The sequence below is a fragment of the Thalassobaculum sp. genome, from assembly GCF_040219215.1.
In the GTDB taxonomy this organism is placed as follows: Bacteria; Pseudomonadota; Alphaproteobacteria; order Thalassobaculales; family Thalassobaculaceae; genus Thalassobaculum_A.
Map to the genome: position 1 here is coordinate 133,588 of NZ_JAVJSX010000008.1, position 23,250 is coordinate 156,837.

Consider the following 23,250-nt stretch of genomic DNA (forward strand, 5'->3'; position numbering starts at 1 on the left):
GTGCGGCCGTGCCGATCGCCGCAATCACCCTGGTGCCGGGGACGTCTGATGGCCCGGCCTTCGTGCTGCAGGAACCGCTCAGCTTCTGGGGCGGGCTGGATGCGACGACCGGCGAGATCACCGACCGCTGGCACCCGCAGAGTCGTGCGATCCTGGCCGGGCACGTCCTGGTGATGGAAAGCGGCCGCGGCTCCAGCTCCGGCAGCTCGGTCCTGGCCGAAGCGATCCGCCGCGGCACCGGACCGGCCGGCATCGTCATGCTGACCCGCGACGCCATCGTGACGGTCGGCGCGATGATCGCGGTCGAGCTGTACGACGTGTCCTGCCCGGTGGTGCTGGTGGCGGCGGCGGATTGGCCGACGCTGGTGACGGCGAAGCGGTTGACACTGGACGCCGGATCCCAGCGAGCGACTCTGACCGTCCGATAACGACGGGAGTCTGGCCGTTTAGCCCCGCCGTCCCGCCAATTGCAGCAGCAGGATGCCGCCGATCACCATGCCGCCGCCGGCGACCTGGGACAGCGTCATCGCCTCGCCGAACAGCAGGTAGGCGGCGACGATCGAGGTGACCGGCTGCAGGTTGTTGATGATCGCGCTGGTCTCGGCGCCGATTCGCGGGATCGAGGCGAAGTACAGCGGGATCGAGCAGCCCTGCAGGAGCACCACGCCGGCGGCACCGATCCAGCCCAGGGTGGTGACCGGCAGGGTGTAGCCGGTCAGCAGCGGGGTGGCGACGCTCAGCACCACCGCGGCCACCACCGCCATGTGGAACATGATGACCAGGGAGTCGCGGCCCTTCATGACCCGGCTGATCCAGGTGACCTGGAAGCCGCAGGCGACGCCGGCGCCGAGGCCGAGCGCTAGGCCGATCGGGTTCAGATGGCCGTGCCCGACACCCAGCATCACCGCCAGCCCCCCGAACGCCACCAGGAAGGCGACGATCCGCGGCAACCCCGGCCAGCGCCGGTCGAGGACGGCGGTGAACACCGCGACCAGCGGCGGGTAGACGAAGAACAGCAGGGCGGCCACGCCGACCGGGATGTACTTCACCGCGCCGATGTTGCCGAAAAACATGTAGGCCAGCAGCGACCCGAGGCCGAGGCAGTGCAGCCAGGTCGCGCGACCGACCCGCAGCGACCGGCCCGAAGCCAGGCACCAGCCACCGACCACCGCGACCACGAACCACGCGCGCACGGTGGCGACCGACTGGCCGTCGGTGCCGCCCTCGAAGGCGATCCGGGCGACCGCGACGGCGAGGCCAAGTCCGATCGACGCCGCAAACGCGAGCGCGAAGCCGACCAGCCGTTCGTTCGCTTCGGCGGTCGGCTCAGTCTTCGGTCCAGAAATCGCCATAGGTGTCCAGCCAGTCGATGAAGTCGGTCATGGTGGCGTCAATGTCGCCGGTCAGGCGGTGGCCGATCTCGTCGGCCAGACGGTCCGGCTTCATCGGAAACCGGTCCTTGTCGCCGTGCAGGTTGATGGTCGGCGTCTCGCCGGCGCCGGCCAGCCGGTACTCAAAGCCCGGGAACCGCCGTTTCAGGGAGGCGCACATCTGCATGACGCTGACCTGGCGGGCCGAGGTGACGTTGAACAGGTCGCTCTTGATCCGCTCCCTTGGGGCCGCCATCAGCGCCTGCAGCGCACCGGCGACGTGGCGGGACGACGTCCAGTCCAGCTTGTCCTCGCGGGCGAACAGGGCGGGCTTGCCGGCACGGGCAAGCTGGGCGGCCTGCATCGGCGCCGACAGGGTGTCGCGGGCGCCGGAATCGATCTCCCAAGGCCCGAAGATCGTCGACAGACGAACCGACACGGCTTCCAGTTCCGTCAACTCGGCGTAGCGGCGAACCAGCCGTTCCGAGCCGTGCTTGGTCATGCCGTAGATCTTGAACGGTTCCTCGCGGGTGCCGTACTCGTCGAGCGGCCCGCTCCAGCCGGTGTCGCCGAACGCGCCGGTCCCGTAGGCCGCACCCGATGAGATGTTGATCAGGCGCCGCACCCCGGCCTTGTGGGCGGCTTTCAGGGTCTGGGCGAGACCGACGAGGTTGACCTCGATCACGCTTTCAGGCGCGTCGCGCTCGCGTTCCGGTCCGGAGGTGACGGCAGCGCCGTAGAACACCGCGTCGACTTGGTGGTCGCCGATCGCCTGGGCGATCGGTTCGGCCTGCCGGATGTCGCCGCGGACCAGGGTGTAGGAGCCGGGCAGCGCGTCAAAGGCGCGTCGGGCGACCGGGTGCAGGTCGTTGCGATCGAACAGCACGACCTTGGCACCGTCGGTCAGGTAGCGTTCGGCGGTGGCCAATCCGATGAATCCGCAGCCGCCGGCAATGAGTACCGTCATGTCCTCCCCTTTCGAGCGATCCCTGGGTTCGGGCAACAGGCTGGCCTAGCGGTGCGCCGAAAGATAGCCCTTCAGCGTCTCCTCCAAGGGCTTGGCCCCGGTCCAGCGGACGGCGTGCCAGCCGGTAGCGGTTGCCGCGTGCACGTTCTCGGCAGTGTCGTCGAGCAGCAGAAGCCCGGCGGGCTCGATGCCGACGCGCCGCTGCACGGCGGCGAAGAACGCCGGGTCGGGCTTGCGGCAGCCCAGATCGGCGGAGCAGTGCCAGTCGTCGACCCGGGCGGCGAGCCCCAGCGTGCCCAGCAGGTAGCGCATCCGTTCGTGCTCCTGGTTGGTTGCCAGGTGAACCGGCACGCCACGGCGCCTGACCTCGGCGAGCGCTGACAGCAGCTTGACGTCCAGGCGGGCATCGTGGCGGAACCAGTAGTCGATCAGCCGGTCTGCCGAGACGTGCGGAGCGATCCGCTTCAGCGCTTCGGCCAGCCGCGAACGCAGATCGGCTTGCCCGGTCACGATGGCCTGCCAGTGCGGCCGGAAGAATCCGGCGTTCAGGGCATCGGTGTCGACCGCCAGATCGGCGGCGAGACCGGCCTGCCAGTGCGCCCCGTCCTGGGGACGGCCGGTGACGAGCACGCCGTCCACATCCACCATCAATGCCTGGATCTCCGGCACCGTTGCCTCCGGGTCTTTGTTGCCAGACGGCCACCGCAGCGACCGGATTCCGGTTTAGCGACGACGGTCTGGCGATGAAAGGGCAACAGCGTGTTGCCGCGCCGCACCTGTACCCGGTTGCGGGCGTCGGCTAGGCTCGCGGCCGGTTTGATCTGGCGACGGAGACGGCGATGAACGCGATCGACCCCCTGGCGGCGGAAGTGCTGCCGAGCGGCGTGCGCGCCCGGTTCGTCGACAACGGCAACGGCCTGTCGATGCACGTGCTGGAGGCCGGGTTCGAGAGCGGCGACCGGCCGATGGCGCTGCTGCTGCACGGTTTTCCCGAGCTGGCCTACAGCTGGCGCATGGTGATCCCGCAACTGGCGGCCGCCGGCTATCATGTGGTCGCGCCGGACCAGCGCGGCTACGGCCGGACCACCGGCTGGGCGGCCGACTACGACGACGACCTGTCGCCGTTCTTCATTCTCAACCTGGTGCGCGACATCACCGGGCTGGTCGCGGCCCTCGGGCGCGATTCGGTGGCGGCGGTGATCGGCCACGACTACGGTTCGCCGGTGGCGGCGGCCTGCGCGCTGGTGCGTCCCGACGTGTTCCGTTCGGTGGTGCTGATGAGCGCGCCGTTCGGCGGCCCGCCACCGCTGCGCCGCGACCCGTCGACGGGGGCGGGGATGGCGGCCGGCCTGTCGAACGCCGCGATGATGGACGATCTCGCCGCCCTGGCGCGGCCGCGCAAGCATTACCAGTGGTACTATTCGACCCGCCCGGCCGACCGCGACATGCTGGACTGTCCCCAGGGGATCCACGCCTTCCTGCGCGCCTACTATCACATGAAGAGCGCGGACTGGCCGGCCAACCGGCCGCACCCTCTGGCCTCCTGGACCGCGCCGGAGATGGCCAAGCTGCCGACCTACTACGTGATGGAGTTGGCGCAGGACATGCCGGCGACGGTCGCGCCGGAGATGCCGTCGCCCGACGCGGTCGCCGCCTGCCGGTGGCTGCCCGACGAAGCCCTGGCGGTGTACGCGGCGGAGTACGCCCGCACCGGTTTCCAGGGCGGGCTTCAGTGGTACCGGGTGGTGACCGGCGGGCATCTGGGCCGGGAGCTGAAGACCTTTGCCGGGCGGACCATCGATATCCCCTCGGCCTTCATCGCCGGCAGCAGCGACTGGGGCATCCACCAGAAGCCGGGCGAGTTCGAGGCGATGCAGAGCCGGGCGCTGACCGACCTGCGCGGCGTGCATCTGCTGGACGGGGCCGGGCACTGGGTCCAGCAGGAACAGGCCGATGCGGTGTCCGGGCTGCTGGTGGCGTTCCTGGGCGAGGTATCCGCGGGGACCCGCTGAACGGGCGGAGCAGCGGACGGATCCAATCGTGGCGCGTCCCTCCGGGATCCTCGGAGCGACGCGGCTTCTACAGCCGGTACACCCGTGCCGCGGTGTCGTGGAACATCGCCGCCCGCTCGGACGCCGAATAGCCCTTCGACAGCAGCTTGAAGCTGTTCCACACCACGGTGTAGCTGCAGCTCAGCTTGTCGACCGGGAAGTTGGATTCGAACATGCAGCGATCCGGGCCGAAGCGTTCGATCGCATAGTCGAACCAGCGCCGGGTCGCCTCGGTAAGCTCGGCGCTGCTCGGGGCCGCCGGGCGCTCCTCCCAGCCGTAGCCGTTCACGTCCATGTTGATGCCGCCGAGCTTGACCATGACGTTCGGGCAGGCGGCGATCGCGTCGATCTGCGGGCGCCACTCGGCGAACACGTCATCGGACTTGCCGGCGTAGGGTCCGACGCCGATCGGTCCGCCCAGGTGGTTCAGGATCAAGGTGGTGTCGGGAAACGCCCGGGCCAGATCGATCGCCTCGGGAATCTGCGTGTGGTAGCACAGCATGTCGAAGGTCAGGCCGCGCGGCGCCAGATGCTTGAAGCCGGCGCGGAAATCGTCCCGCATGAACAGGCTCTGCGGCGGTTCGGTGCGGTGGTTGCGCACCTCCGGGCTGGGGTGCCAGAACGCGCCCTCGCGGATCCCCTTGACCCGGCCGTTGCCGGCGGCGATGTGGGCGTCGAGCACGTCGGCCACCTTGTCGCCCAGCATCAGTTCGGCCGTGGCGACGATGCCGGCGGCGATCCGTGACGGTCCGTACTGGCCGGACGCGCTGATTGCCGCCATGCCGTTGGCGAACTCGGTCTCGCCGACGCAGCGCAGCTCTTCCGGCCCGTCGGCGCGGAACATCGTCCCGCACTCGATGAACACGCTGGAGACGACGTTGTGGCCGCCGGACAGGTCGTCGAGCATCTCGTCGACGAAGTAGCGCTTCTGCACCCCGCTGGGCCGGAAGTCCCAGAGGTGATGATGCGGGTCGCAGATCGGGAGGTCCGGCTCAAGCGCCGGCTCGGGCGTCCGTTCCAGCCAAGCCTGATTCGTTGACTGCGTGACCACCGTATCCTCCCGATTGCGAATGCCCGGAGTGTTCAGGCCGTGCCGGCTACTTGGCGTCGGCGGCAACCTGCATCTTGACGATCTGGTCGGGATTCTGCGGCGGCTCGCCCCGCTTGATGCCGTCGACCAGTTCCATGCCCTCGGTGACCTGCGCCCACACCGTGTACTGGCCGTTCAGGAAGCTGCAGTCCTTGAAGCAAATGAAGAACTGGCTGTCGCCGCTGTTCGGGCTCTGCGAGCGGGCCATGCCGACCGTGCCGCGACCGTAGTTGGTGTTGCTGAACTCGGCGTCGATCTTCTGGCCGGAGCCGCCGCGGCCGGTGCCGGTCGGGTCGCCGGTCTGGGCCATGAAGCCTTCGATCACGCGGTGGAACACCACCCCGTTGTAGAAGCCCTCGCGGGTCAGCTCCTTGATCCGGGCGACGTGCTTCGGCGCCAGATCCGGGCGCAGTTCCATCACGACGCGGCCGGACGCGAGGTCCATGTAGAGGGTGTTCTCGGGATCCGCCGCCGCGGCCCCGCTGGTGTCCATGCTCATGATCGCTCCGATGATGCTTGCGACGAACGCCAAGCGGCGCATCGACGTCTCCCTGGTTGGTGGCTACGAGTGGTCTGCCCCCGTCTGGCGGCACCATAGACGAGCAGACTTGGGAGGCAAGCCTGGGCAGACGTCAACGGGACTCAGGCGCGGCTGCTCGGGATGTTCTGCTCGTCTTCCTCGGCCTGCAGTTCCAACGCTTCCATCTCGTCGTCGGAATAGCCGTAATGGTGGCCGATCTCGTGGATCAGCACGTGCCGGACGACGTGGTACAGGTCGTCGCCAGTCTCGATCCAGTAGTCCAGGATCGGCCGGCGGTACAGGAAGATGCGGTCGAGATCGGCCGGGGTCTCGCCGGTCGAACGGTGCCCCAGCGGCACGCCCTGGTACAGCCCGAGCAGATCGAACGGCGTTTCCAGGTCCATGGCCTCGCAGGTCTCGTCGTCCGGAAACTCCTCGACCAGGATCGCAAGCCCGGCGATCGGCTTCAGGAGGTCTTCCGGCACACTGGACAACGCGTCTTCGGCCAGCGCCGCCAGATGGTCGGCGGTCGGGGCCAGGATGCCGGGTCGGGTGGATTGCGCACACATGCCGGCAGCTATAGCGGCTTATACCGCGGCGCGAAAGGGACGGGTGCGAAACGGGACGGCGGGCTCGGCGGGTCCCGGCCCCAAGGGCGGTGCGGCATCCGGTATCGGCGGTGTTGTTCTGCCTTGGCGGCGTGCAAATATGGTGCACTGCAACGCTATCAAGGCCGGTCTCCGCGCGGGACCGGCGAACGCAATCGGAAGGAACCGAGATGAGCCTCAAGGGCAAGGCCGCGATCGTCACCGGATCGACCAGCGGCATCGGCGAGGGCATCGCCGCCGCACTGGCGGCCGCCGGCGCCGACATCATGCTGAACGGCTTCGGCGACGCCGCCGTGATCGAGGCGCAGCGCGCCGGCCTGGAGAAGGCGCACGGCGTTCGCGTCTCGTACTCATCGGCCGACATGTCCAAGCCCGAGCAGATCAAGGCGATGGTCGCCGACGCCGAGAAGGCGTTCGGCAAGGTCGACATCCTGGTGAACAACGCCGGCATCCAGACCGTCGCCGCGATCGAGGAGTTTCCCGATGACCGCTGGGAGTTGATCCAGGCGATCAACCTGTCGTCCAACTTCTACGCCATCAAGGCGGCGATGCCGGGCATGAAGCAGCGCAACTGGGGGCGGATCGTCAATATCGCCTCGGCGCACGGCCTGGTCGCCTCGCCCTACAAGGTCGCCTACGTCGCGGCCAAGCACGGCGTGGTCGGCCTGACCAAGGTGGTGGCGCTGGAGACCGCGCAGATGAACATCACCTGCAACGCCATCTGCCCCGGCTTCGTGAAGACCCCGCTGGTGGAAGGCCAGATCGGCGACCAGGCCAAGGCCAACAACATGTCCGAGGAACAGGTGGTGCGCGACGTGATCCTGGCCAGCCAGCCGTCGAAGCGATTCGTCGGCATCGACGAACTGGGCGCCCTGACGGTGTTCCTGTGCGGCGATCAGGCGTCGTCGATCACCGGAACCTCGCTGTCGGTCGATGGAGGCTGGACGGCGCGATGAGCGCCGGCGAGGTCAGCGATCCGGAACCGGACGCCGGTCCGGGCGACGATCCGGCCCGGCAGGAAGCGCATGTTCCGGGTCATCTTCGCGAGGAGGCCGCCGCCGCAGCCGAGCCGGGGCGGCGTCAGCCCGGGCCGGTCGAGCCGGACACCGTCAAGACCCTGAACCTGGCGTTGCAGGGCGGCGGGTCGCATGGCGCCTTCACCTGGGGCGTGCTGGACCGGTTGCTGGAGGACGGTCGGGTCGAGTTCGACTCGCTGTGCGGCACCAGCGCCGGGGCGATGAACGCCGTCGTGTTCGCCGCCGGCTGGGCGGAGAACGGACGGACCGGGGCGCGCGAGCGCCTTGACCGGTTCTGGAACCGGATCGCCGATGTGGGCGCCATGAGCCCGATCCAGCGCACGGTGATCGACACGCTGATGGGCAACTGGCGGATCGACAGTTCGCCCGGCTACATCGCGCTCGACCTGATGGGCCGGGTGCTGTCGCCCTACCAGACCAATCCGCTGAACCTCAACCCGCTGCGCGACGTGCTGGAGGAGGTCGTGGACATCGACCTGGTGCGCTACGCTAGTGGGCTGAACCTGTTTCTGTGCGCGACCAACGTACATACCGGCAAGGTCAAGGTGTTCGACAACAAGCAGTTGTCGATCGACGCGGTGATGGCGTCGGCCTGCCTGCCGTTCATGTTCCAGGCGGTCGAGATCGACGGCGAGCACTATTACGACGGCGGCTACATGGGGAACCCGGCGCTGTTCCCGCTGGCCTACAACTCCGACTGCCGCGACGTGCTGATCGTCCAGATCAACCCGCTGTACCGCAAGGAGGTACCGACCAGCGCCCGCGACATCCTCGACCGGGTGAACGAGATCACCTTCAACTCGTCGCTGATGCGCGAGATGCGGGCGGTGCATTTCGTCAACCGGCTGATCGCCGGCGGCAAGCTGGATCCCCAGGCCTACCGCATCACCCGGATCCACATGATCCAGACCGAAGGCGAGATTGCCGCGATGCACGCTTCCTCCAAGCTCAACCCCGAGCGGCTGTTCCTGCATCACCTGCGCGACATCGGCCGGCGGGTTGCCGGGGAGTGGATCGACGCCCACCTGCACTGTGTCGGTGTCGAATCATCGGTGGACGTACGGGGCACGTTCCTGTGAGCGGGGCTTGCCGGAGGCCTGACGGTATAGGAGCCTCAGACAACCAATAGGCGGGAGATGGTGATGGCGGAGAAGTTGACCCCCGAAGCCCGGGCTGCCGCGCTGAAGGCGCTGGACGGCTGGACCGAAGACGTCGATCGCGACGCGATGTCCAAGACGTTCTGGTTCACCAGTTTCGACGCCGCGTTCGGCTTCATGACGCGGGTCGCGATCAAGGCCGAGGCCATGGTCCACCATCCCGAATGGTCCAACGTCTACTCGCGGGTCGACGTGACCCTGACCACCCACAGCGCCGGCGGGCTGACCGAACTCGACCTCGAACTCGCCCGGTTCATGGACGCGACGGCGCAGACCACCGGTCACACCAAGATGGACTGACGCGCGAGCAGGGCGGTCAGCGCGGCCCCATGCGGATCGCGCCGTCCAGGCGGATGGTCTCGCCGTTCAGCATCGGGTTGTCGGCGATCGCCAGCACCAGCCGTGCGTATTCGTCCGGCGTACCGAAGCGCGACGGGAACGGCACCTGGGCGGCTAGGCTGTCCTGCACGTCCTGCGGCATGCCGAGCAGCATCGGCGTGCCGAACAGGCCGGGTGCGATGGTGCAGACCCGGATGCCGATGCGGGCGAACTCGCGGGCCGCCACGATGGTCAGCGAGTGCACTGCGCCCTTCGACGCCGCATAGGCGGCCTGGCCGATCTGCCCCTCGAACGCGGCGACGCTGGCCGTCGAGACGATCACGCCGCGCTGGCCGTCCGCGTCCGGCTCGAGTGCGGCCATGTCGGCGGCGGCCAGACGCATCAGGTTGAAGCTGCCGATCAGGTTGATGTCGATCACCCGGCGGAAGTTCTCCAGCGGCATAGGGCCGGTCTTGCCGACGATCCGCTCTGCCGGCGCGACGCCCGCGCAGTTCACCAGGACCCTGGCCGCGCCGTGGGCGCCGCGCGCCTTTGCCACCGCCGCCTCGGCGGAGTCCGAAGAGGTGACGTCGCAAGCCACGGCAAGGCCGCCGATCTCATCCGCGACCGTCCGCGCCCGGGCCTCGTCCACGTCGAGCAAGGCCACCTTGGCGCCACGTGCCGCCAGCGCCCGCGCCGTCCCGGCACCCAATCCGCCGCCACCGCCAGTAACCAGTGCCGCCTGACCCTGGAGATCCATGGTCGCCTCCTCTTGTCCAATTGCGTCGCGCCGTTCGCCGACGGTTCACCGCGTGATACCAGATCATCCACGAACCGACGAGCGGGCGGGGGAGAGCAGGCATGACACGAGAGCGCGAGATGCCGAGGGCGGCCAAGATCCTGGGCGCGGCGGCAACGGCACCCTTCGTTCTGGGGACGCTCGGCTTCTGGCTGCTGCCCGCGGATGCTGCGGGGCATGCGCTCGATGCGCAGGTGTTCTACGGCGTCACCGCGCTCACATTTCTCGGTGCGGTGCACTGGGGAACGGCGATCGTCGACGGCAGAAATCCGGGCCGACTGTGGCGCCGGCTCGGCTGGAGCATGCTCCCCGGCCTGATCGCGTGGATGGCGGCGCTGATGACGGCCGTTCCGATGCTGGTGACGCTGATGGTGGGCATCGGCGTCTGCCATCTGGTGGATCTCAGGGCCCGGGACCGTGGCGAACTGCCGGTCTGGTACCTGGCGTTGCGCCGCTGGACCACCGCGGTTGCCGTCCTGTCGCTGGGGGCGTCGCTGCTGCGTCTGGTCTAGCGCTCAGGAAGCCGGCCAGGGTGCCGCGATGCACAGCAGCATGTCGACCGTTCGGCCGTCACCGGCCATCGGAAACAGCGCCCGGTGCAGAACGATGTCACCGAACCGCTCATGCGGTGCTCTGCCGATCCAGAACGTCGGTACCGCCGCTTCGACCGTCTGGTCGAAGGTTCCCAGGACAAACGCCGAGTGATCCCGGCCGAAAACGTCGTTCGCTCGCTTGCCGGTGGCGTCCTTCCCCACGAGCGCGACGTTGCCGGTGCCGACGACCCGGTAGAGATAGTCGAAGCTTCCGTCAGGCTCGCGAAGCACGTCCATGAAGAACATCCACGGCATGGCGGCGGTATCGATGTCCAGTGGGTCCAGATGCTGCCGCCCGGGCAGGATCCCGGGCTCGGGAGCGATCGATTGCCAATAGCGGTGCAGCGCGACGACGGACGAATCGGCGGGAAACGTGTCGACCTCTACCTGGTCGGCGTGAGGCAGTTGGAAGTCGGTACCGGTGTGTCTGTTCGTCACGATTGCCGCTACCCATCCAGGAACCGAGCGGCGCGACGACGGCGCGCGCTCACTGCCTCGACGATATCTGGGGCGTTGCTGGATACCAAGCGATCGGTGCGTCGGCGTTGCGCTGCCGGGCACCCGGGCGGTAAGTATCGGGGCGGGCGTCAAGTCCTGCAGGGTCATCGGCAAGGCAACACCGGGGGCAAACTTGGCCGGGTATTCCAGGTCGCCGAATGCCCTGGTCGTTTCGGCGCGCATGCCGCGACCGGCCTGAATTTGCGCCGTGATGGCGAACACGCAGTGAGCCGGGAGGTATAGATTCGGGCATGACCGGCGGCGACGCAGCATCCCATCGCAACCGATACGACCGAATTGTATCGGCGATCGAGCAGGCCCGCGCCGAAGCGTCCGACCGGCTTACCCGCTTTCATCGCTCGGCGATTGCCAAAGTACGCCCGGATTCTGATCTGCTGAAGATTGGCGGGCACGGGTCCAGCACGCTGGGTGTGTGGTATGCCGAGCGCAAGGACGCCCAGCCGCTTGACCAGCCGGCGTTCGAGACCCTGGTAGCGCTGCATGAAGCGCTGCTGAACCACATCGCGCTGCTGGCAGGGCGGGCGTGGAAGGATGTGAAGGTTCCGGTTGAGGAATACGACGCGCTGCTGGAGAAGGTGCGGGCGTTTGACGAGTTGGCGGGCAGGCTGATCCGGGCGTTCCAGGCGGCGATCAGCGATCTTGATCCGCTGACCGGCGCCCAGACCCGCCAGGTGATGCTGCGGGACCTCAAGCGCGAGGTTCAGCGCGCCCGTCGCTCCGGCACGCCCGGATGCCTGGCGATCGCCGACATCGACCGGTTCAAGGCGATCAACGACGGCCACGGCCATGCCGTCGGCGATTCGGTGCTGGCATCGGTGTCCGGCCTGTTGATCGAGAGCCTGCGGCCCTACGACTCGGTCTACCGCTACGGCGGCGAGGAGTTCCTGCTGTGCCTGCCGGAAACCGGCCCGGAAGAGGCGCGTCGTGTCCTCGACCGGGTGCGGGAGCGGATTGCCGGGCACCCGGTCATGATCGAAGGCGGCAAGAACCTCGTCGTGACGATCTCCTTTGGCGTGACGTTGATGACCCCCCGCCGGCCGCTTGAGGAACTGATCGACCGGGCGGATCGGGCCCTGTATGTCGCCAAGGAGCAGGGTCGGAACCGGGTCGAAGTCTGGCGGCCCGAAGTCGGCAGCGACGGCGCCTGACCACACAGTCGCCGGGCGCTTCTAAGGATCAGACCAGGCCCACGCGCCGGCGGCCCTCTTCGGATTTGAGCGAAAAGTCCGTTCCGGCCAGGTCGGCGGCTGCCGCGGTGCAGAGGTAGGCTACCGCCCGCGCCGCCCACTCCGGACTGATGTGGTCTTCCCAGTCGAGCCGGCTGACCGGATTGATGCCCGAGGCCTTGATCGATCGCTGCATCCCGGTCGCGACGGTTCCCGGGCTCAGCCCGACGACGCGAATGCCCTTGGCGCGGTACTCCAGGTCAACACAGCGGGTCAGGGACAGAACAGCGGCCTTGGTCGCGCAGTAGTGGCTCCATCCCTCCAGCGCGCTGGTCGCGGCTCCGGAGCTGATGTTGACCACCACGCCGCCGCCCTGTTCCGCCATGATCGGCAACGCCGCCCGCAGGCCGTGATAGACGCCCTTCAGGTTGACGTCGACGACGGTACCCCACGCTTCCGGGTCGGAGTCGCCGAGTCGGGCGATCGGATCGATCAGGCCGGCGTTGTTGACGAGGATGTCGACCCGACCGAACCGCTGGCGGCACTGTTCGATGGCGTGCGTCACGTCCTGGTACCGGGCGACGTCACAAGCCACCGCCTCTGCGGCACCGCCCGCAGCGCGGATTCCGGCGGCACCGGCTTCGGTTTCCCGGGTGGTTCGCGCCGCCATGATCACCGATACACCGGAACGGGCCAGAAGTTGGGCGGCGGCCAAGCCGATCCCCCTGCTGGCGCCGGTTACGACCGCGGCTTGCCCGTTCAGTTCCTGCATTGCGACAATCCTCGAACAATGGTGATTGGCTGTGTTTAGCCCGAAGTCCGGAACGGGAACACCTGTGCTCCTCCATCACGGTCGTGCGTGGATTGCATCATTCGGTCGCCGCTACGCCACAGTCACGTCCGGGCAAGTTGCCGCCGCAGGAAATCGATCGTCAGCCGGACCTTGGCGGGCAGGAAGGCCCGGCTCGGGTACAGAAGCCAGGCTCCGGTGTCGAAGGAGGTTGCGGTTGCCTGGTGGTCTGGGAACAGGTCGAGCAGGCGGCCGTCGGCGATGTCGGCGTCGATCAGCCAGTTCGCCAACAACGCTGGACCGAGTCCGTTGAGAGCGGATTCGCGCAGCGCCAGCGCACTGGAGATGACGACGTCACCGTTGACCGCGACCTCGACAATCTGCCCGTCGGGGCCGCGAAATCGCCACGCTGATCGGAATTCCGGCAGATCGAACAAGAGAAGACGATGTTTGCTCAGGTCGGCGGGCTGGGTGAGCCGGGGCGCCCTGGCCAGGTATGCCGGGCTTGCGACGACCCGATACCGGGTGTCCATCAGCCTGGACCCGATCAGTTCACCGCTTCGGTCCGGGGCCAGACGGATCGCCAGATCGATCCGCTCCGCGACGATGTCGAGGTTTCGATCGGTGGCGAGCAGTTCGAGCTTCAGATCCGGGAAGGCGTCGCGAAACTGGTGGATCAGCGGCACGATGCAGATCTGCGCGAAGGCGACCGACGCGGTGAGGCGCAGGGTGCCCGCCGGGCCGGCGCTGATCGCGCGCACGCTGTCCCGAGCCTGCTCGAGCTCGTTGACTACCGCTTCGGCGCGGCTGAGATAGACCGCGCCCGCTTCGGTCAGCGAGAGCGTACGCGTTGTCCTTTGGAACAGCCGTACCCCAAGTTCGGCCTCGATGGCCGCAACACCGCGCGACACGGAGGACGGATCCAGGCCGCGGTGACGAGCGGCGGCGGCCAGACTGCCCAACCGGGCGACGTCGCAGAACAATTGCAAAGTGTTCAAGTCCATTCATGCATATTGAGCATTTTTTGGGGGATCGGAAGCTTGGGAAATGATCGGTGCGCAGTAACACCCGAGAACGGCGACCATCCTTGGCGCTCCGGCGCGCGTTGCGGTGATGCGTGACGGCGTACTGATGGAGTGCTTATAGTCGCACCGCTCATTGGGGTTTGCGGGAGGCGGCCGTGGCATTCGATGCCGGACGTATGAAGGATTTGGACGGGATGGTGCGTCGGATGGGGGCGATCGCCTCGGTGTTCGATGTTCGGTCCAGCACGGTCGGCAACAAGTCGTTCGCGGCGTTCCGCGACCTGATGGACGTCTACATCGACATGTGCTCCCGCGAACTGAAGCAGGGCAAGGACTACGTCGAGGACGGGCTGCATCCCACGCCGGACGACGTCGAGCGGTTGAACACCGCCTTCGAGCGGGTGTTCGGCGTCCGGGCTGACCAGCTCACCGCGTCAAAGTGACCGTCGGCCGGTCCGCCGGCAGCTGGAGGTTGGACGCCGCGTCGCGTGCAACCTCGGATGTGACCCAGTCGCGGAAGGCCTTAACCTTCGGTCGCTCCTGGGTGCCGTCCGGGTAGACGAGATAATATGCGGCCTGGGTCGGCAACTCGAGATCGAACGGCTTGACCAGACGGCCCGCCGCGAGGTCGTCGGCAACCAGAACGCTGCGACCCAACGCCACGCCCAGCCCGTCGATCGCGGCCTGCAAGACCATTTCCGAGTGATTGAACGCCAGGTCGCGGCGAGCCTTGATCGGCCCGGCACCGGCGGCCTCCAGCCAGGTGTCCCAGTCTTCCGGCAGATCGTCGTGCAGCATGGTGTGATAGCGCAGCTCTTCCGGGCAGGTGAGCGGCGCTGGGCCATCGAGCAGGCGCGGGCTGCAGACCACGAACACCACTTCGGTCATCAGACGCTCGGTGCGCAGGCCCCGCCAGTCGCCCCGCCCGTAGCGGATGCCGACGTCGACCGCGTCGGAACCGAAATCCACCAGGACGTCGTTGATCGCCAACCGGACCTCGATGTCCGGATGCCCGCTGGCGAACCGGCCAAGCTTCGGGACGAGCCATTTGGCGGCGAAGCTGGTGAAGGTGCTGACCGTCAACGCCCCGCTCTTGTCACGCTCCCGGAGCTTGGCGGTGGCGTCGTGGATCCGGTCGAACGCCTCACGCAGTGGCGGCAGATAGGCCTGGCCTGCATCGGTCAGCAGCAAGGCGCGATTCTGGCGCTTGAACAGAACCATGCCCAGCCAGTCCTCCAGCGACTTGATCTGGTGACTGATGGCGGCCTGCGTGACGTGCAGTTCGCCGGCCGCCTTGGTGAAGCTCAGATGCCGGGCGGCAGCTTCGAAGGCCCGCAACGAATTGAGGGGTGGAAGGCGCCGCATGAGGCATCGCTTTCGAATAAAAAAACCTAATGGATAGTATGAGAAACTATCGTTTGTACGCAAGCAGTGCCGATCGTAAATACACACTCAGAAAACAGGTTACGAAGGTTATCCACCTTCGGTCCTCGTCAACAACATGAACGATTTATTAAGGAGGTTCCCATGAGCCGGATCCTGATCGCGACCGCTCGCCCGATGTTCGGGGCCTCCGCCGAGCGCGGAGCCCAGCCGTCGATCGCCGAGCGGATCTTGTTCTCCCCGCTGGCAATTCTCTCGACCTGGAGCGAGCGCCTGAAGCAGCGCTCCGCGTTGGCCGCAATGGACGACCGGATGCTGAAGGATATCGGTGTGTCGCGGACCGACGCGCTTGTCGAGATGCAAAAGCCGTTCTGGATCGCCTGATCGCCGACTGACCAAGACGCCTCCTTGCTGGCAAGGAGGCGTCGACGCCCTCGGACGCCGTTCAGACTCCCCGGAAGCCGAGCCAAACGGATCCCCCCTCCGTCGGCCAGCCGGGACGGCGTCCGCGCCTGCTGCATCGCCCGGTCCTCCCCCGGGCCGGTGCAGAGACTCCCTGAGACGATAACGGCCGGACCTTCGGGTCCGGCCGTTGCCGTTCAACCCGGTGGATCCACCGCTAGCCGGCCTGCCGGACCAGCATCCGGTTGATGCCGTGGAAGGCCCCGAACACCTGCCTGACCTGCTCGGCAAAGGAGGCAGGCACTTCGGTGCCGGTGGATTCGATGGATGCGCGGATCTCGCCGACCGACCGGCGACCGTCGATTCGCGAAACTATTGCAATGGTCAATGGCGGCAACGGCACGTGATAGGCCGCGCCATCGATGTTCGCTTTCAGCGCGCCACCGACCTTCAGTCCTTTTGCAACGGCAACCGGGTCTAGGCCGCGCAGCACCAGAACCGTGCCGTCGGCGCCCGGATCGGCCGGCGAAGTCCCCGGTCTCTCGGCGAAGCCGGCGTACAGAATGTGTTTGCTGATTGCCGTCGAGAGCCGTTCGGCCAGGGCTGCACGCTCGATCGCGGGCAGGGCCGCCGCCCTCCTCCGCAGAACCGGGTCGCCCAGATAGGTCTCGGGCGCATACCGCGCCGGTTCGATCCAGGCCAGCGGGGCCAGCCCTGCGGATTCCAGAAACGTGGCCAACTCGGGCACCCGGTACGAACGGTCGCGACGGTGCAGCAGCAGGTCGTACAGATGGGCGTCCTTGCCCTTTCGGTGGTCGTTGACCAGGGGATTTCGGTTCAGCAGGTGGGTGTCCGGCAGACCGGCGAGCAACCGGTGCGCCGCCGCCAGGCGCTCGGTGTCCGGCAGGTCGTCGACCAGCTGGGCCAGCGCCTCCTGCACCGGATAGATGCCGGACCGGCCATAGGTGCCGTACAGCATCAGGCCGAGTCCGCCGGCCGGCGCCAACTGGGAAGCCAGCGCCTGCAGCCCGGCTTCCGGGCTGGCGAGGTGATGCAGCACGCCGCAGCAGTCGATGTAGTCGTAGGGTCCCGGCGCCACCCGGCCGACCTCCTCGATGACGCCGGTCACGAACCGCATGTTCGTCAGCCGGCGCTCGGCGGCCCTGGCCTCCGCAATCCGGCGGGAAGCCGTCGACAGGTCGAGATAGACAACTTCGGCGTCAGCGGCGCCGGCCGTCGCGAGATGCTGGGCCAGCATGATCGCCGCGTCGCCGGTGCCACCGCCGGCAACCAGGGCCCGGAAGGGCCGTGTGAGGTCGAGCCGTCCGCCGAAGACGTAGTGACGGATCTCGTCCAGGTCGCTCGGCGAGCCTTCGACCAGCCTCTTGTGCTCTTCCTTCGGATCTCGATGCGGATAGGGATAGGCTTCGTACTGCTCGCGTACGCGGTCGTCGATCGATGTCATCGGTGCTTAGAACGCCAGTTCGGGCGACGGCCGGACCACCCCCACGAGACGGCCGGCCCAGTTGCGGACCGGTGTTGTCAGCGAATTGGCGAGGCGGCGCTGGGCGTCGGCGTCCAGGACGCCGATGTGGCGCAGGATCGCGCCCATCGCAACCTGGGCCGCGCGTCCGTTCCCGTCGTCGACCTTCAGGCAGATGCCCAGACCCTTTTCGGTGGCGGCACCGGCGAATACGCCTTCCGCACCACTCTTCAGCAGGCACCTGGTGCCGGTCTCGGCCAGCAGCGCGCTGTTGAACCGATCGGTTCCGGCGATCAGCAGCGGGTGTTTCGCGCAGGACGCCACGATTCGCTTGATCGCGGCTTGCCGCGCCGCGCCCTGGCCGGCCGGGTCGGCGAACTGGGCCATCGCGGTTGCCATGCCCTTCAGCGGCACGCCGTAGACCGGGATTCCGCAACCGTCATACCCGGTCGGTACGCCCGACAGATCGCAGCCGCTCATCTCGGCCATCACTGCCTTGAGGCGCTTCTGCACCGGGTGATCATCGCCGATATACCCCTTGGTCGGCTCGCCGAGGTGGACCGCGGTCGTCAGCATGCCGGAATGCTTTCCGGAGCAGTTGTTGTGGGCGCGGGTCGGCTTGGCGCCTGATCGGATCATGGCGTGGGCCGAGGCTTCGTGGATCGGGATCTGTGGCCCGCACTCCAGATCCTCGGCCGTCAGCCCCAGCCGGTCCAGCCAGGCGACCACCCGGTCGGCGTGCATCGGCTCGCCGGAGTGGCTGGCGCAGCACAGCGTCACTTCGGCGTCGTCGAGCTTGAACGCCTCGGCGGCCCCGCTTTCCAGGACCGGCAGCGCCTGTATCGGCTTGATGGCGGAGCGGCCGTAGACCAGGCGGTCGACGTCGCCCCAGGTGGAGACGGCCTTGCCGGAAGCGTCGACCACGGCGGCGATCACCCGGTGCACGCTTTCAACCATGCCGCCGCGGGTCACCTCCACGGCGATCGGGGCGTCAGGCCGGCCGGCATGCACACGCAGGACGGAGCCGTCGGAAGCGGCGATGGGGGCGTTGTCGTTCATGGCGAAAGGTCTCCTGGAAACAGAGTGCCACCTTGCCTCGACAGGCGCTGTCGGGCAAGGTCCCGCGCCATGCGCGGGTACTTTGGAATCGGGGCGGAAGACATCTCCAAGGCGATGAACGTCGCTGCGTTGATGCGGACCGCCCATGCGTTCGGCGCCAGCTTCGTGTTCTCGATCGGCAGCGTGCGGGCGGGCCATGAGTGGGGCCGGGTCGACACTTCCGACGCGACCGGCAGCCTGCCCTACTACCCCTTCGAAAACCCCGACGCGGTGATGTTTCCCAAGGGCTGCGAACTGGTGGGTGTGGAAATCACCGAGGATGCGGTTCCCTTGCCGAGCTTTCACCATCCACGCCGCGCCGCCTATGTGATGGGACGCGAGCGCGGTTCGCTGTCGCCGGAACTGCTGGCGCGCTGCGACCATGTGGTGCGGATCCCGTCGCGGTTCTCGATCAATCTGGCGATCGCCGGGGCGATGGTGATGTACGACCGGATGCTGTGCATGGGCCTGTTCGCGCCGCGTCCGCACCGTCCGGGCGGGCCGGTGGAGCCGGTTCCGGTGCCGCAGTTCGGCCCGCCGCTGTGGGAGAAGAAGGAACGCAAGCGCAAGGCTCGCGCGACTGCGGCGGCGCGCGACGATCTCTAGGGCGCTGTGCCCGAGGTCAGGTCTTGTGGATTGACCACGCGCCGTACCGACCGCCATCCTGTCCGGGCAAGCCGGAATCGGAAGGATCGCCGTTGTCGACCGAAGAGTCTGCCGCCAGCCCGATGGTCCTGCCGGAAGGAACGGACCCGGCCGGCATCCAGGCCGCGCTGAAGACCCTGCGCGACGGCCGGGATCGATTCCCCAACAGCGCAAAGGTGCGGGGCCTGCTGGCATCGGTCCTGATCACGCTGGGGCTGCTGGACGAGGCCGAAGCCGAGTTGCGGATCGCCGTCGGCCTTTCCGACGCCAGCCGGGAGACGTCCAGGCAGCTCGCGCTGGTTTGTCGCCGGAAAGGGCGGCTCCGGGAAGCGTTCGAGGTCATGTCGGCAGCGCCCCACGCGCCTGCAACCGATGGCTCGAACATCCTCATCGCGTGCATGCCGAAGAGCGGATCCAGTTGGCTCCGCACGATGGTGAACACGTTTGACTTCATCGACACCGAGTATCTGGCCCCGCTGCATGACCGGCGCGAACAGGAGCTCGACCTTCTGATCCTGAATCGCGAGCGCCCGAATTTCTTCGTGGCCCAGCACCACGTGCGGGCTACCGGCTCGACCGACTATGCCGTCGAGAACTTCAACATCTCGACGGTCGTCCTGGTGCGCAACCTGTTCGACAACCTCGTGAGCGCCCGAGATCATTTCAACGACCGCCGGCCGGTCTCTCCGCAGTTCTACATGGACGGGCGGTTCAAGACCTGGGATCGGGAGCGGCAGATGCTGTTCCTGGCGGATTTCTACGCGCCGTGGATCGTCAATTTCATCGCGACCTGGTGGCATTCCAGGATCAACACCTTCTGGCTGACCTACGATATCCTGAGAGACGATACCGAAACTGCGTTGCGGTGCGTCCTGGAGCACGCCGGCTTCGACGTTCCGACGGATGCCTTGCGCGCCGCCGTGCACAGCACCAACGAAGAACAGAAGACCAAGACCCTGTTCAATGTCGGAATGTCCGGGCGCGGCGAGGGGGTCTCGCCGGAGGTCCGGGCCAAGGTCCGGGCCTTGTGCGCCTACTACCCGGAGATCCCGTTCGAGCGCATGGAACTGCTCTAGCGCCCGGCGTGTTCAGATCCGGATGAACGGATTCAGCAGGCGCCCGAAGCGGCCGGTCAGCCGCAACGGTCCGTCGATCACCGAGAAGCACAGACATTCGTCGTCCGGTTCGGCAACCGGCCGGTGGTTGTCGGCGCTGGTTGCCGTCGCGACGTCCCCCCTGGCGAAACGACCGCCCTCGTCACGGAAAGCACCGCGCAATACGAGGGTCGTTTCCACTCCTTCGTGAGTGTGTTCGGGCAGGGCGGCACCGCCGCCGGTTCGGATCAGTGTCGCGCGCACCGACCCGCTGCCAAGCGACAGCGGCAACTCGTGGATGGCAAAGCCGCGCCGTTTCCAGGGCAACGCCGACAAGCTGGTTCCGAGGTAGCGGCGCAGCGGTTCGGGCACCCAGTGACGGGTTTCGTCGTCGACCGCCGCGGCAACCTGATCGTCGGTCGGGGATGGGGCCTCGTCGAGGCGCGCAAGCACCGCTGCCAGGGCGTCCGGGGCCAACTCGGTTGGCTTGAGTTGCGCCGTCAGGATACCCCCAATCGCATCGAGGCGCGCAACCTCGCGGCGACAGCGTGGGCACAGCGCCAGATGGGTCGCCGTCAACACGGAGTTGGCTTCGTCGAGCGACCCGGCGGAGTACGCCAGCAGCACTTCCGGTTCGGGGTGAAACACGGGTGTCGTGTCAATCAAGGCCGTCTATCCTCTCGCGCAGGCGTTGCATGGCCAGGCGGATTCGGGATTTGACCGTTCCCAGTGGCAGTCCACTGCGCTCGGCGATCTCCCGGTGTGACAACTCTTCAAAGTACGCGCGCCGGATCAAATCGGATTGCTCGGGTGGCAAATTATCGATCGCAACGCGCATCCGCGCTTCGACCTGAGCCGACCAGACGGTCTGGTCGGCCTCCTCGGGCTGACTCGGGATCAGCGCCGGATCGCTGGGGTCGTACTCCGGGCGGCGTTCGCGGCGGAGCCGATCGATCCGCTTGTTTCGGGCGATCGTGAAAATCCATGTTCCGGCCCCGGCCTGCCGGCGATCGAAGCTTGCGGCCTTCCGCCACACCGTCAGCATCGACTCCTGGACGACCTCTTCGGCGGTTGCCGCATCGGCGCCGAGCCGCAGCAGGTACGATTTCAGGCGCGGTGCGAAATGACCGAAAAGTTCCGCAAATGCTGCTTTGTCGCCCCGGATGGCAATGGCCTCCAGGAGATCTTCATGGCAGGCTGCGGTGGTCTCCGGGGGGCGGTGTTGCTCCATTCGGGGATGGTGGGGCAGCAATCGGGATCCCGCAACCGGCGTCTCCGGAGGGCGACTGGACATCAAGATGCCATGGTCTTGCCCCATCGCTCGGATTGAATTCTTGCGCCGGGGATGTCATGCCATCCTTGGCGGGGCTCACAGGCACGGACGAGCGAGGAACCATGCGGCGAACGCAGGCGATGGCGATCGGCATTCTGGTTGGGTTCGCGTTGGCGGTGACAGGTGGTGCAGCAAGCGCACAGACGGTCATTCCCGGCGGCGAGAACGGCGATTGGAAGGCTTATACCTTCAAGAAGGGCGACGTGACCGTCTGCTACATGGCGAGCGCGCCGACGAAATCGGTCGGCGACTACTCCAAGCGCGACCCGGCATTCGTCCTGGTCACCAACGACCCGACGACCGGCGGTCGTGGCGAGGTCAGTTTCGTGGCCGGGTATCCCTACAAGGCTGAAAGCAGCGTGAACGTGTCGATCGGGGGCAGCGCGTTCGAGCTGTTCACCGCGGCCGACAAGGCCTGGACCCAGGGGCCTGAGGACGATCGGGATATCGTCGCCGCGATGATCAACGGTGCCGACATGACGGTAAAGGGAATGTCGGCACGGGGGACCGAAACCACCGATACCTATTCCCTGATCGGGTTCACTGCGACAAAGAAGCTGATCGACAAGACGTGTCCGAAATAGTGAAACCTTGCGCGTTGAGCCTTGCCAACGCATGTTGAGGCCGATGTCCACGGCAACCGATACCGTATCCGCAAGCGCGCCTGAGGCGCGTGCCGAACTGCTGGCGTTCGCCAGCAGGCCCGCGGACGCGCGCCCGGATCTGCTTGGACTGGAGCGCGAGGCGCTGGCGGCGGTCCTGGCCGGGATCGGCCTGCCGGCGTTCCGGACCGGGCAGATCTGGCATTGGCTGTACCACCGCGGTGCGACCGACTTCCAGGCGATGACCACGTTGGCGAAGCCGTTGCGCGCCCGACTGGCCGAGACGTTCCGGATTTCGCGCCCCAGCGTGGTAACCCGGCAGGACAGCGTCGACGGCACCATCAAGTGGCTGCTGCGCTTTGCCGACGGGAACGAAGCCGAGGCGGTGTTCATTCCGGAGGAGGATCGCGGCACGCTCTGCGTCTCCTCGCAGGTCGGCTGCACGCTGACCTGCTCGTTCTGCCACACCGGGACCCAGCGCCTGGTCCGCAACCTGACCCCGGCGGAGATCGTCGGCCAGGTCATGGTGGCGCTCGATCACCTGGGGGCCTATCCGACCGGAGGTCCGAACCGGCCCCTGACCAATATCGTCCTGATGGGCATGGGTGAGCCGCTGTACAACTTCGACAACGTCGCCTCGGCGATGCGCATCATCATGGACGGCGAAGGCGTGGCGCTGTCCAAGCGCCGGATCACCCTGTCGACGTCGGGCGTTGTGCCGATGATGGCGCAGTGCGGTGCCGATCTCGGCGTCAACCTGGCGATCTCGCTGCACGCCACCACCGATGCGGTGCGCGACGAATTGGTGCCGATCAACCGGAAATGGCCGATCGCGGAACTGCTCGACGCCTGCCGGCGTTACCCCGGCCTGAACAACGCCCGACGGATCACGTTCGAGTATGTCATGCTGGCCGGGGTCAATGACGCGCCGGCCGATGCCCGTCGCCTGGTCGCACTGATCGAAGGCATCCCGGCGAAGATCAACCTGATCCCGTTCAACCCGTGGCCGGGGTCGAAATACGTCTGCTCGGATGCGGACACCATCGAGCGGTTCGCCCAGATCGTCCTGGCCGCCGGCTACGCCTCGCCGGTGCGCACCCCGCGCGGGCGCGACATCCTGGCGGCATGCGGGCAGTTGAAAAGCGACAGCGCGAAGCTGACCCGGCGCGAGGCGCGCTCGGTCGCGGCGGAGTAACCCCG

General features: G+C 67.2%; 28 protein-coding genes. 13 read left to right on the forward strand and 15 right to left on the reverse strand.

Annotated features, from left to right (window positions below; translation table 11 throughout):
• Positions 1–8 precede the first annotated feature (8 nt).
• Positions 9–428, forward strand: a complete 420-nt coding sequence (locus RIC54_RS05960; RefSeq protein WP_350150853.1) for an aconitase X swivel domain-containing protein — start codon at positions 9–11, stop codon at positions 426–428.
• Between the two features lie 18 nt (positions 429–446).
• On the opposite strand, the gene RIC54_RS05965 is transcribed toward RIC54_RS05960, so the two are convergent.
• From RIC54_RS05965 to RIC54_RS05975, 3 genes are read right to left on the reverse strand one after another with little or no spacing between them, the layout of a single operon-like run.
• Positions 447–1,352, reverse strand: coding sequence for a DMT family transporter (locus RIC54_RS05965; protein WP_350085330.1), 906 nt, complete (start codon positions 1,350–1,352; stop codon positions 447–449).
• On the reverse strand, positions 1,327–2,337 hold the full coding sequence (locus RIC54_RS05970; protein WP_350085333.1) for an NAD-dependent epimerase/dehydratase family protein: 1,011 nt from the start codon (positions 2,335–2,337) through the stop codon (positions 1,327–1,329). Before RIC54_RS05970 ends, RIC54_RS05965 begins: the two co-directional genes overlap by 26 nt.
• Positions 2,338–2,382: 45 nt before the next feature.
• Positions 2,383–3,006 (reverse strand): HAD family hydrolase, encoded by a 624-nt coding sequence (locus tag RIC54_RS05975; RefSeq protein ID WP_350085336.1) that lies wholly within the window; start codon positions 3,004–3,006, stop codon positions 2,383–2,385.
• A 170-nt stretch (positions 3,007–3,176) separates the two neighbouring features.
• Here RIC54_RS05975 and RIC54_RS05980 point away from each other — a divergent pair, with 170 nt between their 5' ends.
• The gene (locus tag RIC54_RS05980) at positions 3,177–4,349 is read left to right on the forward strand and encodes an alpha/beta hydrolase (protein ID WP_350085339.1); all 1,173 of its coding nucleotides are present in this window, start codon (positions 3,177–3,179) and stop codon (positions 4,347–4,349) included.
• A gap of 67 nt (positions 4,350–4,416) precedes the next feature.
• Here the strand turns inward: RIC54_RS05980 and RIC54_RS05985 are convergent, their stop codons facing one another.
• The 3 genes from RIC54_RS05985 to RIC54_RS05995 form a co-directional block, all read right to left on the reverse strand.
• Complete coding sequence (locus tag RIC54_RS05985) at positions 4,417–5,439, reverse strand: amidohydrolase family protein (protein ID WP_350085342.1); 1,023 nt, start codon at positions 5,437–5,439, stop codon at positions 4,417–4,419.
• 46 nt (positions 5,440–5,485) lie between these two features.
• Positions 5,486–5,977 carry a peptidylprolyl isomerase gene (locus RIC54_RS05990; RefSeq protein ID WP_502989659.1) on the reverse strand — a complete coding sequence of 164 codons (492 nt, stop codon included), beginning with the start codon at positions 5,975–5,977 and terminating at the stop codon, positions 5,486–5,488.
• Positions 5,978–6,120: 143 nt separating this feature from the next.
• Positions 6,121–6,567 carry a metallopeptidase family protein gene (locus RIC54_RS05995; RefSeq protein ID WP_007671694.1) on the reverse strand — a complete coding sequence of 149 codons (447 nt, stop codon included), beginning with the start codon at positions 6,565–6,567 and terminating at the stop codon, positions 6,121–6,123.
• Between the two features lie 209 nt (positions 6,568–6,776).
• On the opposite strand from RIC54_RS05995, the gene RIC54_RS06000 reads away from it, so the two are divergent.
• From RIC54_RS06000 to RIC54_RS06010, 3 genes are read left to right on the forward strand one after another with little or no spacing between them, the layout of a single operon-like run.
• On the forward strand, positions 6,777–7,562 hold the full coding sequence (locus tag RIC54_RS06000) for a 3-hydroxybutyrate dehydrogenase (RefSeq protein ID WP_350085350.1): 786 nt from the start codon (positions 6,777–6,779) through the stop codon (positions 7,560–7,562).
• The gene (locus RIC54_RS06005) at positions 7,559–8,722 is read left to right on the forward strand and encodes a patatin-like phospholipase family protein (protein ID WP_350085353.1); all 1,164 of its coding nucleotides are present in this window, start codon (positions 7,559–7,561) and stop codon (positions 8,720–8,722) included. The genes RIC54_RS06000 and RIC54_RS06005 overlap by 4 nt, the downstream gene beginning before the upstream one ends.
• A gap of 57 nt (positions 8,723–8,779) precedes the next feature.
• Complete coding sequence (locus RIC54_RS06010; protein ID WP_350085356.1) at positions 8,780–9,100, forward strand: 4a-hydroxytetrahydrobiopterin dehydratase; 321 nt, start codon at positions 8,780–8,782, stop codon at positions 9,098–9,100.
• Between the two features lie 16 nt (positions 9,101–9,116).
• Here RIC54_RS06010 and RIC54_RS06015 read toward each other — a convergent pair whose 3' ends face one another.
• Positions 9,117–9,878, reverse strand: a complete 762-nt coding sequence (locus tag RIC54_RS06015) for an SDR family NAD(P)-dependent oxidoreductase (protein WP_350085360.1) — start codon at positions 9,876–9,878, stop codon at positions 9,117–9,119.
• Between the two features lie 101 nt (positions 9,879–9,979).
• Here RIC54_RS06015 and RIC54_RS06020 point away from each other — a divergent pair, with 101 nt between their 5' ends.
• On the forward strand, positions 9,980–10,429 hold the full coding sequence (locus tag RIC54_RS06020) for a DUF3429 domain-containing protein (RefSeq protein ID WP_350085363.1): 450 nt from the start codon (positions 9,980–9,982) through the stop codon (positions 10,427–10,429).
• Positions 10,430–10,432: 3 nt separating this feature from the next.
• Here RIC54_RS06020 and RIC54_RS06025 read toward each other — a convergent pair whose 3' ends face one another.
• Positions 10,433–10,948, reverse strand: coding sequence for a PAS domain-containing protein (locus tag RIC54_RS06025; protein WP_350085366.1), 516 nt, complete (start codon positions 10,946–10,948; stop codon positions 10,433–10,435).
• Positions 10,949–11,259: 311 nt separating this feature from the next.
• On the opposite strand from RIC54_RS06025, the gene RIC54_RS06030 reads away from it, so the two are divergent.
• The gene (locus tag RIC54_RS06030; protein ID WP_350085369.1) at positions 11,260–12,177 is read left to right on the forward strand and encodes a diguanylate cyclase; all 918 of its coding nucleotides are present in this window, start codon (positions 11,260–11,262) and stop codon (positions 12,175–12,177) included.
• A 28-nt stretch (positions 12,178–12,205) separates the two neighbouring features.
• Here RIC54_RS06030 and RIC54_RS06035 read toward each other — a convergent pair whose 3' ends face one another.
• Both RIC54_RS06035 and RIC54_RS06040 read right to left on the reverse strand, forming a co-directional pair.
• Positions 12,206–12,967, reverse strand: coding sequence for an SDR family oxidoreductase (locus tag RIC54_RS06035; RefSeq protein ID WP_350085372.1), 762 nt, complete (start codon positions 12,965–12,967; stop codon positions 12,206–12,208).
• 122 nt (positions 12,968–13,089) lie between these two features.
• Positions 13,090–13,989, reverse strand: coding sequence for a LysR family transcriptional regulator (locus tag RIC54_RS06040; RefSeq protein ID WP_350085375.1), 900 nt, complete (start codon positions 13,987–13,989; stop codon positions 13,090–13,092).
• 176 nt (positions 13,990–14,165) lie between these two features.
• On the opposite strand from RIC54_RS06040, the gene RIC54_RS06045 reads away from it, so the two are divergent.
• Positions 14,166–14,453 carry a hypothetical protein gene (locus RIC54_RS06045; RefSeq protein ID WP_350085378.1) on the forward strand — a complete coding sequence of 96 codons (288 nt, stop codon included), beginning with the start codon at positions 14,166–14,168 and terminating at the stop codon, positions 14,451–14,453.
• Here RIC54_RS06045 and RIC54_RS06050 read toward each other — a convergent pair.
• A complete protein-coding gene (locus tag RIC54_RS06050) occupies positions 14,437–15,375 on the reverse strand; it encodes a transcriptional regulator GcvA (RefSeq protein WP_350085381.1) in 939 nt (312 codons plus the stop codon). The genes RIC54_RS06045 and RIC54_RS06050 overlap by 17 nt on opposite strands.
• A gap of 162 nt (positions 15,376–15,537) precedes the next feature.
• Here RIC54_RS06050 and RIC54_RS06055 point away from each other — a divergent pair, with 162 nt between their 5' ends.
• Entirely contained in the window at positions 15,538–15,777 is a 240-nt protein-coding gene (locus RIC54_RS06055) for a DUF1127 domain-containing protein (protein WP_350085384.1), read from the forward strand.
• 235 nt (positions 15,778–16,012) lie between these two features.
• Here RIC54_RS06055 and RIC54_RS06060 read toward each other — a convergent pair whose 3' ends face one another.
• Positions 16,013–17,260 carry a methyltransferase gene (locus tag RIC54_RS06060; protein WP_350085387.1) on the reverse strand — a complete coding sequence of 416 codons (1,248 nt, stop codon included), beginning with the start codon at positions 17,258–17,260 and terminating at the stop codon, positions 16,013–16,015.
• A gap of 6 nt (positions 17,261–17,266) precedes the next feature.
• Positions 17,267–18,337 (reverse strand): asparaginase, encoded by a 1,071-nt coding sequence (locus tag RIC54_RS06065; protein WP_350085390.1) that lies wholly within the window; start codon positions 18,335–18,337, stop codon positions 17,267–17,269.
• Positions 18,338–18,406: 69 nt separating this feature from the next.
• On the opposite strand from RIC54_RS06065, the gene RIC54_RS06070 reads away from it, so the two are divergent.
• Both RIC54_RS06070 and RIC54_RS06075 read left to right on the forward strand, forming a co-directional pair.
• Positions 18,407–18,982: an RNA methyltransferase gene (locus tag RIC54_RS06070; protein ID WP_350085393.1), complete on the forward strand. Its 576-nt coding sequence runs from the start codon at positions 18,407–18,409 to the stop codon at positions 18,980–18,982.
• A 92-nt stretch (positions 18,983–19,074) separates the two neighbouring features.
• Positions 19,075–20,097 carry a tetratricopeptide repeat protein gene (locus RIC54_RS06075; protein WP_350085396.1) on the forward strand — a complete coding sequence of 341 codons (1,023 nt, stop codon included), beginning with the start codon at positions 19,075–19,077 and terminating at the stop codon, positions 20,095–20,097.
• A gap of 12 nt (positions 20,098–20,109) precedes the next feature.
• Here RIC54_RS06075 and RIC54_RS06080 read toward each other — a convergent pair whose 3' ends face one another.
• On the reverse strand, positions 20,110–20,781 hold the full coding sequence (locus RIC54_RS06080; RefSeq protein WP_350085399.1) for a ChrR family anti-sigma-E factor: 672 nt from the start codon (positions 20,779–20,781) through the stop codon (positions 20,110–20,112).
• Positions 20,774–21,367, reverse strand: coding sequence for a sigma-70 family RNA polymerase sigma factor (locus tag RIC54_RS06085; RefSeq protein ID WP_350085403.1), 594 nt, complete (start codon positions 21,365–21,367; stop codon positions 20,774–20,776). Before RIC54_RS06085 ends, RIC54_RS06080 begins: the two co-directional genes overlap by 8 nt.
• Positions 21,368–21,510: 143 nt before the next feature.
• Here RIC54_RS06085 and RIC54_RS06090 point away from each other — a divergent pair, with 143 nt between their 5' ends.
• On the forward strand, positions 21,511–22,032 hold the full coding sequence (locus tag RIC54_RS06090) for an invasion associated locus B family protein (RefSeq protein WP_350085406.1): 522 nt from the start codon (positions 21,511–21,513) through the stop codon (positions 22,030–22,032).
• Between the two features lie 43 nt (positions 22,033–22,075).
• Positions 22,076–23,245: a dual-specificity RNA methyltransferase RlmN gene (gene rlmN, locus RIC54_RS06095; RefSeq protein WP_350085409.1), complete on the forward strand. Its 1,170-nt coding sequence runs from the start codon at positions 22,076–22,078 to the stop codon at positions 23,243–23,245.
• Positions 23,246–23,250 lie beyond the last annotated feature (5 nt).